The 15766-nt window shown below is 40.7% G+C and carries 16 protein-coding genes; 15 read left to right on the top strand and 1 reads right to left on the bottom strand.

Features of this window, described 5'->3' with window-relative positions:
- The first annotated feature begins 52 nt into the window (after window positions 1–52).
- From IE222_RS06895 to IE222_RS06835, 13 genes are all read left to right on the top strand, one after another.
- On the top strand, window positions 53–1063 hold the full coding sequence (locus tag IE222_RS06895; RefSeq protein WP_223282605.1) for an SGNH/GDSL hydrolase family protein: 1011 nt from the start codon (window positions 53–55) through the stop codon (window positions 1061–1063).
- 43 nt (window positions 1064–1106) lie between these two features.
- Entirely contained in the window at window positions 1107–2447 is a 1341-nt protein-coding gene (locus IE222_RS06890; protein WP_191271104.1) for a sialidase family protein, read from the top strand.
- Between the two features lie 28 nt (window positions 2448–2475).
- Window positions 2476–3480, top strand: coding sequence for an SGNH/GDSL hydrolase family protein (locus IE222_RS06885; protein WP_191271102.1), 1005 nt, complete (start codon window positions 2476–2478; stop codon window positions 3478–3480).
- 32 nt (window positions 3481–3512) lie between these two features.
- Window positions 3513–4160: a YesL family protein gene (locus tag IE222_RS06880; RefSeq protein WP_191271100.1), complete on the top strand. Its 648-nt coding sequence runs from the start codon at window positions 3513–3515 to the stop codon at window positions 4158–4160.
- 248 nt (window positions 4161–4408) lie between these two features.
- Window positions 4409–5269 (top strand): amidohydrolase family protein, encoded by an 861-nt coding sequence (locus IE222_RS06875; protein ID WP_191271269.1) that lies wholly within the window; start codon window positions 4409–4411, stop codon window positions 5267–5269.
- 7 nt (window positions 5270–5276) lie between these two features.
- A complete protein-coding gene (locus IE222_RS06870) occupies window positions 5277–5603 on the top strand; it encodes a UxaA family hydrolase (RefSeq protein ID WP_191271098.1) in 327 nt (108 codons plus the stop codon).
- Window positions 5600–6760, top strand: a complete 1161-nt coding sequence (locus IE222_RS06865; protein WP_191271096.1) for a UxaA family hydrolase — start codon at window positions 5600–5602, stop codon at window positions 6758–6760. Before IE222_RS06870 ends, IE222_RS06865 begins: the two co-directional genes overlap by 4 nt.
- 24 nt (window positions 6761–6784) lie before the next feature.
- Complete coding sequence (locus tag IE222_RS06860) at window positions 6785–7594, top strand: SDR family NAD(P)-dependent oxidoreductase (RefSeq protein ID WP_191271094.1); 810 nt, start codon at window positions 6785–6787, stop codon at window positions 7592–7594.
- Window positions 7591–8364 carry an SDR family NAD(P)-dependent oxidoreductase gene (locus tag IE222_RS06855; RefSeq protein ID WP_191271092.1) on the top strand — a complete coding sequence of 258 codons (774 nt, stop codon included), beginning with the start codon at window positions 7591–7593 and terminating at the stop codon, window positions 8362–8364. Before IE222_RS06860 ends, IE222_RS06855 begins: the two co-directional genes overlap by 4 nt.
- A gap of 13 nt (window positions 8365–8377) precedes the next feature.
- Window positions 8378–9262, top strand: coding sequence for a fumarylacetoacetate hydrolase family protein (locus IE222_RS06850; RefSeq protein ID WP_191271090.1), 885 nt, complete (start codon window positions 8378–8380; stop codon window positions 9260–9262).
- A 39-nt stretch (window positions 9263–9301) separates the two neighbouring features.
- Window positions 9302–9520, top strand: a complete 219-nt coding sequence (locus IE222_RS06845) for a hypothetical protein (RefSeq protein WP_191271088.1) — start codon at window positions 9302–9304, stop codon at window positions 9518–9520.
- Between the two features lie 29 nt (window positions 9521–9549).
- The gene (gene rbsD, locus IE222_RS06840) at window positions 9550–9936 is read left to right on the top strand and encodes a D-ribose pyranase (protein ID WP_191271086.1); all 387 of its coding nucleotides are present in this window, start codon (window positions 9550–9552) and stop codon (window positions 9934–9936) included.
- Between the two features lie 58 nt (window positions 9937–9994).
- A complete protein-coding gene (locus IE222_RS06835; RefSeq protein ID WP_191271077.1) occupies window positions 9995–11245 on the top strand; it encodes an alpha-L-fucosidase in 1251 nt (416 codons plus the stop codon).
- 34 nt (window positions 11246–11279) lie between these two features.
- Here the strand turns inward: IE222_RS06835 and IE222_RS06830 are convergent, their stop codons facing one another.
- Complete coding sequence (locus IE222_RS06830; protein ID WP_191271074.1) at window positions 11280–12311, bottom strand: LacI family DNA-binding transcriptional regulator; 1032 nt, start codon at window positions 12309–12311, stop codon at window positions 11280–11282.
- A gap of 192 nt (window positions 12312–12503) precedes the next feature.
- Between IE222_RS06830 and IE222_RS06825 the strand changes: the two genes are divergently transcribed.
- Both IE222_RS06825 and IE222_RS06820 read left to right on the top strand, forming a co-directional pair.
- Window positions 12504–13898, top strand: coding sequence for a sulfatase family protein (locus tag IE222_RS06825; RefSeq protein ID WP_191271072.1), 1395 nt, complete (start codon window positions 12504–12506; stop codon window positions 13896–13898).
- 42 nt (window positions 13899–13940) lie between these two features.
- Window positions 13941–15701, top strand: coding sequence for a glycoside hydrolase family 35 protein (locus IE222_RS06820; RefSeq protein ID WP_191271070.1), 1761 nt, complete (start codon window positions 13941–13943; stop codon window positions 15699–15701).
- The last annotated feature ends 65 nt before the right edge of the window (window positions 15702–15766 follow it).

Raw genomic sequence — 15766 nt, 5'->3', positions numbered from 1 at the left:
ATAGTCCAAATTACAAAGGTATTGTTACCTTTGTAATTTGGAGTTTATTGGGATGAAAAGAACAGGTGTGATAAACATGAACCCTATTACCTTGAATGAACAGACTATATTAGGGGCATTTTCCCTTGAAAAGATCGGCGAATATATTAAGCCATGGCGTATTAATTATAGAGAAAAGGATTTTTACACTCCCAACATACTAAATGGACAAGCAGAAGTTCCAGCAGGTGTAAGAATATCTCTAGTTAGTAATACGAGTAAGATTAAATTGGAAATCGCCCCTAATCCTTTTGGTTTGGAGTTTGATATTTTAATTGACAATGAATTGTATAGGGCATTTGTGGTTGATGCAAATACAACTTGTTTAGAGGCTGCTGATCTTCCAAACCATAGCAAAAGGTTAGATATCTATTTATCTCAACGTTATAAAGTTGAATTAAAGGCTTTGTGGATTGACGAGGATGCGGAGTGGAGTCCAATTAATGATACTCGGAAAAAGTGGATTACTTATGGCAGCTCTATTACCCAATGTTATGCTGCAGAAAGTCCTTCACAAACATGGCCGGCGATTACAGCCAAAGAATTAGACTTAAACCTGATTTGCTTAGGATATAGCGGTGAATGTCAATATGAACCCATGATTGCCAGAATGATCAGAGATTCTGATGTGGATTTTATTCATTTAAACGCTTCAATCAATTCTTATAATGCAGCAACGTACAATCACCGAACTTTTCAGGCTGTCTTAATAGGATTCATTAGGATTATTCGAGACGAGAAAAAAAATATTCCAATTGTATTGAGTTCTTCAATATATGGTGCGCACCGGGAAACTACGGAAAATCTCGTTGGTTTTACGTTGGTTCAAATGCGCGATGAAGTGGAAGAAGTAGTAAAAATCTTTAGAAAAAATGGGGATGACTATATTTTCTACGTAAATGGTCTTGACATTCTTGGAGCAGAGCACAGTCATTTACTACCGGATCATCTCCATCCAAATGCAGAAGGATATAAAATGATGGGGCAAAATTTTGCCGACGCATTAAAGCCTTATTTTAATTAATAAAGCTCATTGTAAAAAATAAGAATTAAGAGGTGCTAAATAAATGCCAACCATTCAATCAGAAGCTATCTTTTATCCAAACCTTGCGGGCTCAAAGGCTTACCGAATCCCGTCTATGATTACGACATCGAAGGGAACGGTGATTGCAGGAATTGATGCCAGGATTGTCGATCAAACAGATAATCCGAACCAAATTGATGCAACTATTAGACGCAGTGAAGATCACGGAAAAACTTGGGGACCTGTACAAAAGTTAGTTGCCTTTGCAGGTGAAGGGTTAGACGGGGCAGCCGCAATTGATACGTCACTTTTAGAAGATGAAGAAACAGGAACCATCTTTATGATCTATTGCCACTCACCAGGTGGAATTGGCTTATGGAATAGTGAACCGGGAATCGGCTTCGATGCAGATGGACGCAGAAAATTATTTGATAACGAAGGAAATGTTTACTTTTTATCCCAATCAGGAAAAGTTTATGATATAGAAAACAATGTAACGAGTTATACTGTTGACGAAAATGGTTATGTTTTCAATGCTGGTCAAGCCGAAGGAAATATTTATTTTAAAAAGGGAATTGACCCAAATGAAAGTTTACTAGAAGCAAGAACTTGCTTTTTACAAATCATTCAAAGTGAAGACGACGGACTTACTTGGTCCAAACCAAGAGAATTGAATTTATCGGTTAAAGAAGAATGGATGCGGTTTATTGGCTCTGGTCCTGGCTGTGGTATTCAATTAAAACATGGTGACAAGAAAGGCCGTTTAGTGTTCCCAATCTATTTTTCTAATGAAGCGGGATGCCTGTCTTGTGCTTGTATTTACAGTGATGACCACGGTGTGACCTGGCAGCGCGGCGAGTCCCCGAATGATGGAAGAGAGCTCGACGGCGAGATTCTCTCTGCCAAAACAATCTCTGAAGGAAAACAATATTTGACAGAGTCCCAAGTCATTGAATTGCCAACAGGAGAATTGAAATACTATTTGCGAAATCATTATACTCTTAAAAGAACCGCTGTTACAACAAGTACGGATGGCGGTAAAACATGGGGCGAAGTCACTTTTGACATGACATTAATTGACCCGATTTGCCAATCAAGTGTTGTGCTTTATCCGGATTTAGGAGATGGGAAAGTCCGCGTTTTATTCTCGAATCCAGCTGATGAAAATACAAGAGTTAAAGGAACTGTACGATTAAGTGAAGATGGCGGGAAAACATGGCCGTACAGCAAGGTAATTGAAGAAGGCTATTATGGCTATTCCTGCCTAACTGTCCTTAAAACTGGGGAAATTGGTGTCCTGTACGAACGGGTATATGATTATTCTGACTGGAATAACATGGATATCCAATTTGCGAAATTTTCATTAGATTGGTTGAAGTCATAACTATTTACATAGTTTTGGAGGGTTGAGCTTGCAACAGATACCATTATCTGAAAAGTTGTTTCACGGGGCCGTTTCAGTGGAAAAAGCGAAAGATTTCATGAAGCCTTGGAGAATCCCTTACAACAAGAAAGATTTCTTTTACCCAAACTGTATAAGTGGTCAGGCGGAGATGCCGGCAGGGGTTCGGATTAAAATACGCAGCAATACACAAGCGATTACAATTGGCATCGTGGAAGCGGCTGAATTAATGGAGATGGATTGTGTAATTGATGGCACTCTAGTTAAAACAGCTTACATTCCAGCAGGAGAAACAATGGTTTCCTTTGATGCTCTTACCGGTCAAACAAAGCTGATTGAAATCTATTTATCTCAGAAAGTACCGGTCAAGGTTTCAGGGGTTTGGATTGATGAAGGAGCAGCATGGGAACGAGTAGACGACACTCGTTTACATTGGATCACGTATGGAAGTTCTATTACTCATTGTTATTATTCTGATAGTCCTTCACAAACGTGGCCGGCACTGGCTGCCCACAAGCTGGATTTGAATCTAACCTGCCTTGGGTACAGCGGAAATTGCCATTTAGAGCCGATGGTCGCCAGAATGATTCGTGATCTGCCTGCAGATTTTATTTCCATATGTGCAGGCATCAATATTGTGGGAGGAAAGACATTATCGGATAGAACATTTACACCTGCATTGATTGGATTTATTCAAACGATTCGGGATGTGCACAAGAACGTACCGCTGGTAATTATTTCTCCAATTTTCCACCGGGAAAGAGAAAAAGCAGAAAATGAAGTCGGATTATCTCTGGAAAAGGTAAGAAGAGAAATTCGTCAAGTCGTTGATATGCTAAAGCGGCATGGCGATCAAAACATTTATTATATCGATGGACTTGAACTGTTTGGCGAAGAGTTTGAAAGGTATATGCCTGATGGCCTGCATCCAAATGGGGAAGGCGACAAAATCATGGCAGTTCGGTTTCAGCAGCTGATTGAATCATATGTGCCGATCAGCAGGATAAAAACTTGAAAGATTAATTACGATTAAAAGAGGTGGGGAATATGTTCCAACAAGGCTATATGGGCAAGTTAAACACAATAATGGAATGGATTATGAGATTCTTCGTTTTGCAATTGGTATGGATCTTATTCAGTTTTGCTGGGTTAATTGTTGGAGGCATATTCCCTGCCACCTTTTCAATGTTTGCAATCTGCCGAAAATGGCTTAATAAGGAAACGGAGTTTTCTATTTTCCGAGAATTCAAGGCTTACTTCTGTGAAGGATTTATCAAGACAAACCTGTTGGGCTTGCTCATGACAGCAACGGGTTTTAGTCTATATTATTACTATCAATTGTTCAAAGCACCTGCAAATCTGACTGAAACCGTTCTAGTTATTATCGTTTGGATAGCAGGAATTCTTTATATCATGACGGTTCTGTTTATCATTCCGGTATATGTCCATTTTGATATTAAACTATTCAGTGTCATTAGGCATGCTGCTATTATTGCCATTGCACATCCATTTCAAGTGCTCAGTATGGCAGCACTGATTGCTTGCTTTTGTATACTGATCATCCTGATACCAGGACTATTTCCTTTCTTTAGCTTCAGCCTGTTGTCCTTTGGACTCATGTGGATGGCAAAAACGGCGTTTATAAAAATGGAACAGAAAATTTCCATATTATCCCAGAGTAACAGCGTGATATAAATAACATATTCGTGATAATTACAACTGAAGTGGAAAAGGTATTAAACTAAAAGAAAGGAATCCGTTTGCAGAATGTAGCACTATCTGGCATTTGATCATTTTTTTACAGCAAACAAAATAAACTCAAACAAGCAGGGGAGACTCTGCTTGTTTTTTTATAGAACTTGCCTGTTGATTTGCGCTCCAGCTGAACAAAAGATTGACAATTCAAAATATATTTGATAACTTATTGTTATCGATAACATTTTATTAACAATACAGGAGGGCTCAGTATTCGTATCATTGATTCTCACCAACATTTTTGGAAGCTTGATAGAGGAGATTATGATTGGCTGACAAGTGAGATGGGCATTCTTTATCAAGACTATTTACCGGAGGATTTGCTTCCTTCTTTAGAAAAGCATTTTATTTCTGGAACTGTTCTTGTGCAAGCAGCCCCTACATATGAGGAGACGCAATATCTCCTGTCATTGTATGAAAGGTTCGAATGGATTTACGGTGTAGTTGGCTGGTTGGATTTAGCATCGCCTGCATTCCCCGAACAATTAGATTTATTAATGAAGCAGCAAGGAATTGTGGGGCTGCGTCCAATGCTGCAGGATATCGAAAAAAGTGATTGGATTTTACAGGAGCAGGTAATCGACAATTTAAAGCTGCTTATTAACTATAATCTGCCGCTTGATTTATTAATTACGGAAAGACACATTCCATATATTGAGGTTTTACTAGAGACGCTTCCAGCACTGCGGGTAGTCATTGATCATCTTGCTAAACCGGTTATTGACAAAAATGCGTTCACCAAGTGGCAAGAGGATATGGACAAACTAGCTAAATTTCCTCATGTGTGGTGTAAGTTATCCGGTTTTATGACGTTAGCAGATTCATGGGAAATTGCCGAATTTAAGCCTTACATTCAATATATTGTTCAAGCATTTGGCCCCTCCCGTATTATGTTTGGCAGTGATTGGCCTGTCTGTTTAGCGGGGGGAAGCTATGAGCAGGCACTGAGTATTGTTACCGATAACCTGCCAGATTCACTTAGTGGTTTGGAAATAGAGCAAATTTTTTCTATGAATGCACAATCGTTTTATTTGCTGAATGAAAGGTGATGAAAATATGAAATTGGCAAATGACCAGGATGTAACAAGTATTGTCATGTCGGAGATTGATAACGTAGCAACACTATTAAAGGAAGTTCAGGCTGGTGAAAGCTTACAGTACGTCCTTAACGGTAACAAGTTTGAATTAACCGCCAAACAACCTATCCCATTTGGACATAAAATTGCCATCAAACCCATTCAACCGTCTGAGTATGTCGTGAAGTATGGGCAGGTAATTGGAGCCGCAGTTGTCCTGATTTCCCCGGGAGAACATGTGCATGTACATAATATTGAGGGAATTAGAGGCAGAGGAGATAAGAAGAAGGGGGATAAACAATCATGACCATGATTAAAGGATATCGACGGCCTAATGGAAAAGTGGGAATCCGCAATCATTTATTAATTATACCGACTGTTGTTTGTGCAAACCATGTGGCGAACCGAATTCAGCAATCGGTACCGGATTCTGTGGCCATTCCCCATCAGCACGGCTGCAGCCAGATTGGTGAAGACAAGGACCGTACATTTAACATTCTTGCAGGAATGGGGAAAAATCCAAATGTCGGTGCAGTGCTGTTAGTCAGTCTAGGCTGTGAAGTGATCAATGCAAAAGAACTGCAGGAAGTAATTCAGCAAACAGGCAAGCCGGTTGAATGGATTGATATTCAAGATACAGGCGGGACGATTAATGCCATTCAAACAGGAATTAAAATCGCGAAGCAATTATCGAATGACATTCAGAAAATAGAAGAGGTTGATGTTCCTTTATCTGAATTAATCCTAGGCGTAAAATGCGGTGGTTCAGACGCTACATCCGGCTTATGCAGCAATCCGGCATTAGGGAAAGCAGCTGATGTTCTTCTTGCTCAAGGCGGAACCATTGTCATGGGAGAAACAACAGAAATTATCGGTGCGGAACATCTTGTCGCACAAAGTGCTGTCAGCGAAGAGGTGGCGGGGAAGTTATATGCCTGTGTAGAGAAATTTGAAAAGGAAGTAGAGCGGATTGGTGCTGATATGCGAGGGGGAAATCCAAGTCCAGGGAATATCGCTGGAGGATTGTCGACGATTGAGGAAAAATCCCTAGGCTGCATCAGTAAGGCAGGAACAGCCCCATTAAAAGATGTCTTATCATTTGCCGAGGAGATTCCGGGGAACGGTTATTACTTCATGGATTCCCCTGGTAATGACATTGAATGTGTGTCAGGCATGGCGGCTGCAGGTGTCCATATGGTCTGCTTTACAACTGGAAGAGGGACACCAACAGGAAATCCGATTATTCCAGTTATCAAAATTACCGGGAATGAGCATACGGCGATTAAAATGAGCGATAACATTGATGTTGATACAAGTGCTGTGATGAAGGGAAAGGAAACAATCGAAGAGGCTGGTCAGCGAATTTTGGAAACGGTTATTAGAGCAGCACAGGGCGAGCTGGTAAAAGCTGAAATTCTTGGCCATCAGGAATTTAGCATCAGCAGAATCAGTATCAGTCTCTAAAACAAAGAGAGGGAGTATATGGAAATGAGTAAATTTCTAAATCGTACCGCGCTTATTACAGGCGGCAGCCGGGGAATTGGCGCTGCCATTGTGAAAAGGTTGGCGGAAGAAGGCGCAAATGTAGCGATTAACTATGCATCGGCTGGTTCATATGAAAAAGCTTATGCATTAAAGGAACAAGTAGAAGAACAGTTTTCGGTTAGAGCGATGGTGATCAAGGCGAACGTGGGAATAAAAGCGGAAGTCGACCATATGATTGATGAAGTGGAACGAGAGCTTGGACCGGTTGACATCCTAGTAAATAATGCGGGGATTGCCCCGTTCGAACCTTTTTTAAGTCTGTCTGAAGAAACATGGGATGAAACCTATCAGACGAATGTTAAATCGATTTTTTTAACATCGCAGCGAGTGGCACCGAAAATGATTGCCAACAAATATGGAAAAATCATTAATATTACCTCTACTGCAAGCCTGCTTGTGACAAGCCCGGTGATTCCGCATTATATTTCATCCAAAGCAGCAGCGGCCCAATTAACCAAGGCGCTGGCGATTGAACTAGGTAAATATAATATTAATGTAAATGCTGTAGGGCCGAGCACAGTGGCGACGGATATGTGTAAAGAGTACCTGGAGAATCCTGAAATTCTAGCAAAAGAGATTGAAGCGAATCCAATGAAGAGGCTCGGTACAGAAAAGCAAATTGGCGATGCGGTTGTCTTTTTAGCATCAGATGAAGCCATGCAAATCAATGGCCATCTCTTAATGGTAGATGGGGGATTAACGGTCAAAGCAGCTCAGCCTGAAGACCATATGGACAGGGGGGCAATTGTATGAGACTGCTTGATAAAATAGCCGTAATCACTGGAGCCGGAAGCGGGATAGGCAAGGCAACAGCGAAATTATTCGCAAAAGAAGGAGCCTTTGTGATTATCACTGATATTAACCGTGAAAATGGCCAAGAAACCGTCTCTGAAATTAAAGCAGATGGCGGAAAAGCAGCCTTTTTCGAGGTCGATGTCGCAAACCCGGAAGCGGTGGAAGCGACAATCAAGCAAATTATCGAGTCGTACAAAAAAATTGATATATTATTTAACAATGCAGGAATCAGCAATGTCGGCCGATTGGATGAGGTAGAGCCGGATGTATGGGACCGGATCATGAGTGTGAATGTTAAGGGTGTTTATTTGCCTTCGAAATACGCACTTCCTTTCATGATGGAGCAAAAATCCGGAGTCATCATTAATATGTCGTCGTGTGCAGCGGAAATGGGGCTGGCAAAGCGAGCGGCTTACTCGGCAACGAAGGGAGCAGTCCTTGCTTTAACGAAAGCAATGCAGGTGGATTATGCGCCGTATAATATTCGCGTAAACGCCCTCTTGCCAGGTACAATCTTATCCCCGTTTGTGGAAAATTATTTAAAAACTTCCTATGATGATCCGGAAGTTGCAATCGAAGGGATTAAGAAACGCCAATTAAGCGGTGATCTCGGAAGACCAGAGGACGTTGCCAAAGCGGCGCTATTCCTTGCATCAGATGAGTCTTCCTTTATGATGGGGTCTCCTCTTTATATTGACGGCGGCGTTGTTTTTGGAAAGAATGCATAAAGGAGAATAGAAAATGAGATTAGCAACTTTTATAAAAAATGAGAATCAAAGAGTAGCAGTGGAAATCGACAACCGATTATACGATATCGAAGAAACGGCCAAGAAAAATCAGTGGGACGAAATCATTACCGATGTGATGCAGGTCATCCAATTCAGCCCTGCTCAATTAGAGGATTTTAAGAAAAAGGTTGAAGAGGCTGTGGCAAATGAAACGGCAGTTTTGATAGAAAAAGAGGAGCTTGAATGGGGACCATGTGTCACGCACCCGCATAAAATCATTTGCGTTGGTCTTAATTATCGAAAGCATGCGGATGAAACGAATGCCCCATATCCAGAGTTTCCGATTCTATTTAATAAGTTTGATAATACATTGACTGGCCATCTTAAGGATATTGCCATCCCAGCGGAAACGAATGAATTAGACTATGAGGTGGAATTAGGAATTGTCATCGGCAAAAAGACTAAGCATGTGGCTAAGGAAGAAGCGCTTTCCCATGTGTTTGGCTATTGCACCGTAAATGATTTATCGGCAAGAGATTTGCAAATGAGGACTCATCAATGGCTGCTCGGCAAAACATGTGATGACTTTAGCCCTGTTGGTCCATATCTAGTAACGTCCGATGAAGTTGAAGATCCAAACAATCTAAACTTGAAAACATATGTAAATGATGAAGTAAGACAGAACTCCAACACATCAGACATGATTTTCTCATGTGCAGAAATCGTCAGCTATATTTCACAATATATGACGCTCGAGCCAGGGGACCTTATTTTGACCGGTACACCTGCAGGAGTCGTATTCGGACTGCCTGCCGACCAGCGTGTATATATCCAGCCGGGAGATGTCGTTACGGTTGAGATTGAAAAATTGGGAAGACTTACGAATAAGTTTATTTAATAGCGTAGTCTTTAATTGAGAGGAGTATCTGCTATTCCGATGAAGTGGGAATATTTATTTACGAATGAGGAAGAGAAAATTCCTGCATTAGGTTTAGAAGGCTGGGAGCTTGTCACAGTGATCCAGTCTGACGCAGGCTTAAGATTTTACTTAAAGCGCCCTGAACGAAATTTAGTAGAACGTCTTACCCAGGAACAAAAGGGTGAAGTTTATAAACAAAATTTTGGGCACACAACTGGTAACAGTACTAAATCTTGAAAAACATTTGTAAAGGCAGGACGAAACCTATGAAGAAAAAAGGTATCCTACATCCAGAACTTTCCCATTTGGCTGCAAGTCTCGGTCATACCGATTATCTCGTCCTAGCGGATAAAGGTTATCCAGTTCCCAACCATGTAACAAGGATTAACCTTGGGTATACTTATGATCAACCGACAATCTTACAGGTGCTGGAACCATTGGCCGAAGAAATCACGATTGATCGAATCATTGTTACTCATGAGATGGGAGATATAAGTCCTGGTAGATTAGAAGAATTAAAGAAACGTTATCCACATGTTCTGTTTGAAAAAATAAGTCATCAAGAAATGAAGGAATTGACTGCTCATGCAAAAGGAGTAGTCAAAACGGGTGATGCCTGTCCGTATGCTAATTTAATTGTTGTTTCAGGCTAACAAGGAGTTTAAAGCTGTAGAGTACTTAACATCTATTTAAAAATGGGAGGATCGTGCGTTGACAACAAAACATAAGATAGTTCCTACCGCAAAACAGCTTAGCTTTCAAGAATGGGAATTCGGACTGTTTTTACATTTTGGCTTGAGGACATTTTATGAGGGATATGTTGATTTTGATGAAAGACCGATGTTGCCAGCTGAGTTCAACCCGAAACATCTGGATTGCGAACAATGGATTAAAACCGCTAAAGAAGCCGGAATGAAATATGCTGTCCTTACGGCGAAGCATCATGATGGATTTTCCAATTGGCCTTCAGCCTATACAAGTTTTTCAGTTGCTGAGTCATCATGGAAGAATGGAAAGGGCGATGTCATTCGGGAATTTGCCGATGCCTGCCGGAAGTATGGAATTAAACCAGGGTTATATTATTCTCCATATGACGGATCTGTAGATTTCTACAATCAAGATGCCAAGGCGTATGATGATTATTTTGTAAATCAAATTACCGAACTGTTAACCAATTACGGGGAAATCGATATTCTATGGCTTGACGGCTGCGGTTCAGAAGGCCATGAATACGACTGGCCAAGGATTATCGGAGAAATTAGGCGATTACAGCCGAATATCCTGCTGAACATGGGGGATCCAGATTTCAGGTGGGTTGGCAATGAGGACGGAATTGCCCCAGTTCCTTGTTGGAATGTAGTTGATTCAACAGCGATTTCGATTCTGACTGATGAGAAAAATCAATTAGGAGATGCGCGCTGGCTTCCAGCAGAGGCTGACGTTCAGATGCGGTCCAATTGGTTTTATAGTGACAATGATGAACATACACTAAAAAGTATCGAAGAATTAATGGGGCTTTATTATCATTCTGTTGGCCGCGGTGTCAATTTGCTTCTAAATATTGGACCGAATCGGGAAGGTGTTCTGCCGCAAATGGATACAGAGCAGCTTCTGGCCATGGGAAGAGAAATCCGCCGCCGCTTTGATCATCCAACCGGAACGTTTGAGCAATGTAAAAATGAAGGTAATAAATGGATTTACACACCTGAGGGAGCGCAACTCCTTGATCATGTGGTAATCCAAGAGGATTTGGCTAAGGGAGAGAGTGTATCACAATTCAAGATCAGCATTATTACGGCCAAATCCCAGCAGCTATTGACCATCTATGAAGGTAAAAATATTGGGCATAAGGCAATTGTTCGGTTTCCAGCTGTAAAAGTGCGCGGGGTGATCCTTGAAATTATCGAAAGTAATGGGACTCCTGCCATTAAAAACATATCGTTCCATCATGTCGGTGAATAAATAAGAATTGAAAAAAGGTAGAACTTCAAAAGTTCTACCTTTTTAAATCCTTAATCGTATAATTAGAGGATTCTCTTATATAAAGTTCGGCAGGGAGGACAATTTTTCTTGGTACCTCCGGACATGTATTTTCAATCCGTTCAATAAGCATTTGAGCCCCCAAATATCCGAAATTATAGGATGGCTGTTCAGCAGCTGTTAAAAAAGGCTCATTTTCTGTATAATTAGGCACCCCATCATAACAAACAACGGCAATATCTTCAGGGATGTTTATTTTGTGTTTTTTTAATGCTTTCACAGTATTTAAGCCTAAAAAATTATTTGTAGCGAAAATGGCTGTCGGCCGCTTTTCTGCTGGCAGCTCAAGCAGGTTGCTAACGATATCCGTAACATCGCTGTCCCTGAATAATTCACTTTGATGAATCCAATTTTTATTGACTTCTAATCCATGTAAGGTAAGAGTATCACAAAAGGCTTGATGACGCTCTCTTGATGTGGCTATATCGAGCGGACCATTGATGATGGCTATTCGTTTATGCCCCAGCTCAATAAGATGCTCAATTAATTTACGAGTAGTTGTTTCATTATCGCTTAGCACTTGGTCACATTTTAAATCACTGATGTATCGGTCAATCAAAACAAAAGGTATTTTATATTTTGTAAGTTTATGAATATTCTTCTTAGATAAATCGCTGGCAGGTGCAATTAGTACACCATCAGTCCCTGTTGATATAAGCATGTCGATATATTTAGATTCTTTCTCAATATTTTCATCACTATTACACAGCAGCAGCTGATATCCCATTTGCAAAGCTTTATCTTCTGCACCGCGGGCAACGCTTGTAAAAAAAGGGTTAGCAATATCGGTAATCATTAAGGAAAGAATATTCGTTTTTTTAGAAATCAAGCTTCTCGCTGAGCTATTCGGGATATAATTCAACTCTTTAATAATGGCCTCTACTTTTTCCCGTGTTTGCTTGCTAATTTTATCGGAATTATTAATAACCCTTGAAACGGTCATCGCTGAGACGTTGGCCTTTTTGGCGATATCATAAATTGTTACCAATTGGAGCTCCCCCTAGCAGTAATACTTCTTTCTTTATTGTAATAAGCGGCATATTATTAATCAAGTTAGAATGTTAACGATAACACTATGTTGGCAATCTTATAATGAAATTATATATTAAATTATTTGACAGACTATTTGAAAATCTTTAACATTGTTATCGATAACAATTATGAGGAGGCACGATGAAATATGGGTCAACGAAAACAGAAAAAACCGAACATCGTTTTTTTCTTAAGTGATGACCAAGGGGCATGGGCACTTGGATGTGCTGGAAATCATGAAATTCGTACACCTAATCTAGACCGTTTAGCATCTGAAGGGATACGTTTTTCTAACTTTTTTTGTACCTCCCCTGTCTGTTCACCGGCCAGGGCCTCCCTGTTAACTGGCAGAATTCCATCGCAGCATGGTGTACACGACTGGATTCGCGAAGGAAATGTAGGGAGCAATCGAATTGCATATTTAAGCGGGCAGACTGCCTATACAGAGATTCTGGCAGAAAGTGGTTATGTGTGCGGGATCAGCGGCAAATGGCATTTAGGTGATAGTCTAGCACCGCAGAAAGGTTTTTCTCATTGGTTTGTCCATCAATCAGGAGGCGGTTATTATTATAATGCGCCGATGGTCCGAAACGGAGAGCTGGTAAATGAGAGCGGTTACCTAACCGACGTTATAACAGATGATGCCTTAGCATTTTTGGAAAAACAAGACAGCAATCAGCCATTTTACTTAAGCGTACATTATACAGCACCACATGATCCTTGGATTAACAGTCATCCGCAGGAGATTGTGGATTCTTATAATAATTGTCCGTTTGAAACTTGCCCTCAAGAACCAAAACATCCAAATTTGATTAAAGCTGCCCCGGACGGAAGCAGAGAAAACTTAAAAGGCTATTTTGCTGCTGTTACAGCAATGGACCAAAATATTGGAAGAATAATAGATAAGCTGGAACAGATGGGCATTCGCGAACAAACCTTGATCTGCTTTTTAAGTGATAATGGCTTTAATTGCGGCCACCATGGGATATGGGGGAAAGGAAATGGAACCTTTCCACAGAACATGTATGATACCTCCGTTAAAGTGCCGGCAATCTTCTCGCATCCAGGAAGCATACCGAAAGGCAAGGTTTGTGACGAATTGGTTAGCGGTTACGATTTTATGCCGACCCTTCTTGATTATGTCGGTTTAACCTATTCGGAAGCAAATCAGCTCCCTGGGACAAGCTTTTTACCGCTATTATTGGGGAGGGAAACGAGCGGGCAGTCACATATTGTTATCTATGATGAATATGGTCCTGTCCGTATGATTCGGACGAAGGAATGGAAATATATTCACCGATATCCATACGGTCCACACGAATTATATTATTTAGTCGATGACCCAAATGAGACTATTAATCTCATAAACGATCCCGCCGCAAATCAGCAGCGTACAGAAATGAAAGCCATGTTAGAGCAGTGGTTTCATCGTTACGTGGACCCGGCAAAAGATGGTACCCATGAAGCAGTTACAGGAAGTGGACAGCTGAATTTGGCGGGAACAGCTGGAAAGGGAAAAATTGCTTTTCATGATTTTGAATAACACATAATTTACGGGATATCCCACCTAAGGAGGAATAGACATATGTCACAATTAACGTATGATGATTCATTTTTATTGGACGGAAAAGAAATCCGCTTATTGAGCGGGGCGATGCATTATTTCAGAACTGTGCCGGAGTATTGGGAAGATCGGCTATTGAAATTAAAAGCATGCGGTTTTAATACAGTTGAGACTTACGTTGCCTGGAATTTGCATGAACCGGAGGAAGGGCAGTTTGTTTTCGAGGGCATCGCTGACATTGTTCGATTTATTAAGACGGCGGAAAAAGTGGGACTGCATGTTATTGTAAGACCAGGTCCATTTATTTGTGCCGAATGGGAATTTGGCGGTTTTCCATATTGGTTATTAACTGTACCTAATATTAAATTACGCTGCTTTAACCAACCATATTTAGAAAAAGTCGATGCCTATTTTGATGTTCTTTTTGAAAGGCTGCGCCCCCTATTAAGTTCAAATGGCGGTCCTATTATTGCTTTGCAAATTGAGAATGAGTACGGAAGTTTTGGAAATGACCAAAAGTATTTGCAGTATTTACGGGATGGCATCAAAAAACGGGTCGGTAATGAGCTGCTGTTTACCTCAGATGGGCCAGAACCAAGTATGTTATCCGGCGGAATGATTGAAGGGATCTTTGAAACTGTCAATTTTGGTTCCCGTGCGGAATCGGCATTTGCCCAATTAAAGCAATATCAGCCGAATGCTCCTCTAATGTGCATGGAATTTTGGCATGGTTGGTTTGATCATTGGGGTGAAGAGCACCATACAAGATCGGCGGAAAGTGTTGTTGAGACACTAGAAGAAATATTAAAGCAAAACGGTTCGGTTAATTTTTATATGGCTCATGGGGGGACGAATTTTGGCTTCTATAATGGGGCAAACCATAATGAAACAGACTATCAGCCAACCATTACAAGCTATGATTATGATGGATTATTGACTGAATCTGGGGACGTAACTGAAAAATTTTATGCTGTCCGGAAAGTATTTGAAAAATATGTTGATCTGCCTGAGCTGAACTTACCTGCTCCCATTCCAAAACGACTATTCGGAAAAGTGAAGTTTACAGAACATGCGGGGTTGCTAGATTCATTACATCGAATCTCTACTCCACAAAAAAGCGAAGCACCGTTACCAATGGAAAAGTATGGACAGGCATACGGATTTATTGTCTATGAAACAACGATTAAAGGGGCTTATGGTAAGCAGGCCCTAACCGTTCAGGATATTCATGATCGTGGGCAAGTTTATGTAAATGGTGAATACGTTGGAATAGTAGAGCGAAATCGCGGCTGTTCCCGATTAGTGGTGGAGCTCACAGAGGAAGAATCTAAACTTCAGATTATCGTAGAGAATATGGGGAGGATCAATTACGGCCCCTTCGTGGTAGATTATAAAGGCATTACAGAAGGAGTTAGATTAGGGAACCAATTTTTATTCGATTGGACAGTATATCCATTACCATTAAAGGATTTAAGCTCATTGGAGTTTACAGCAGACGAAGTAAAAGAGAATTTCCCTTATTTTCACAAGGGAATTTTGACAGTAGATAAAGCGGCAGATACCTTTATCGATTTGTCAGAGTGGACGAAAGGTGTTGTCTTTGTAAACGGACACCATCTTGGCCGTTACTGGGAAATTGGGCCGCAACAAACATTATATGTTCCAGCACCATTTTTACAGGAAGGTGAAAATGAAATCATTTTATTAGAATTGCACAAACACCATCAGAGTGTAACATTTGTGGATACTCCTGTTTTAGGGGCAATACCAAAAACACCTTGAAATAAGTGAGCATTACAAATAGTAATTGGTCATGGAGGAAAGTATTTTAAGAAACTTCCAGTAAT

The sequence above is a fragment of the Neobacillus kokaensis genome (assembly GCF_014656545.1).
Taxonomy (GTDB): Bacteria; Bacillota; Bacilli; order Bacillales; family Cytobacillaceae; genus Neobacillus; species Neobacillus kokaensis.
The sequence above is the reverse complement of the archived record's forward strand: the minus strand, read 5'-3'. Positions and strand labels throughout refer to the sequence as shown.

What these genes read in the sequence shown, in the direction of transcription:
- IE222_RS06895 (WP_223282605.1), top strand. Translation starts at nt 53, where the DNA reads ATGAAAAGAACAGGTGTGATAAACATGAACCCTATTACCTTGAATGAA.
- IE222_RS06890 (WP_191271104.1), top strand. Translation starts at nt 1,107, where the DNA reads ATGCCAACCATTCAATCAGAAGCTATCTTTTATCCAAACCTTGCGGGC.
- IE222_RS06880 (WP_191271100.1), top strand. Translation starts at nt 3,513, where the DNA reads ATGTTCCAACAAGGCTATATGGGCAAGTTAAACACAATAATGGAATGG.
- IE222_RS06870 (WP_191271098.1), top strand. Translation starts at nt 5,277, where the DNA reads ATGAAATTGGCAAATGACCAGGATGTAACAAGTATTGTCATGTCGGAG.
- IE222_RS06865 (WP_191271096.1), top strand. Translation starts at nt 5,600, where the DNA reads ATGACCATGATTAAAGGATATCGACGGCCTAATGGAAAAGTGGGAATC.
- IE222_RS06860 (WP_191271094.1), top strand. Translation starts at nt 6,785, where the DNA reads ATGAGTAAATTTCTAAATCGTACCGCGCTTATTACAGGCGGCAGCCGG.
- IE222_RS06855 (WP_191271092.1), top strand. Translation starts at nt 7,591, where the DNA reads ATGAGACTGCTTGATAAAATAGCCGTAATCACTGGAGCCGGAAGCGGG.
- IE222_RS06850 (WP_191271090.1), top strand. Translation starts at nt 8,378, where the DNA reads ATGAGATTAGCAACTTTTATAAAAAATGAGAATCAAAGAGTAGCAGTG.
- IE222_RS06845 (WP_191271088.1), top strand. Translation starts at nt 9,302, where the DNA reads ATGAAGTGGGAATATTTATTTACGAATGAGGAAGAGAAAATTCCTGCA.
- rbsD (WP_191271086.1), top strand. Translation starts at nt 9,550, where the DNA reads ATGAAGAAAAAAGGTATCCTACATCCAGAACTTTCCCATTTGGCTGCA.
- IE222_RS06825 (WP_191271072.1), top strand. Translation starts at nt 12,504, where the DNA reads ATGGGTCAACGAAAACAGAAAAAACCGAACATCGTTTTTTTCTTAAGT.
- IE222_RS06820 (WP_191271070.1), top strand. Translation starts at nt 13,941, where the DNA reads ATGTCACAATTAACGTATGATGATTCATTTTTATTGGACGGAAAAGAA.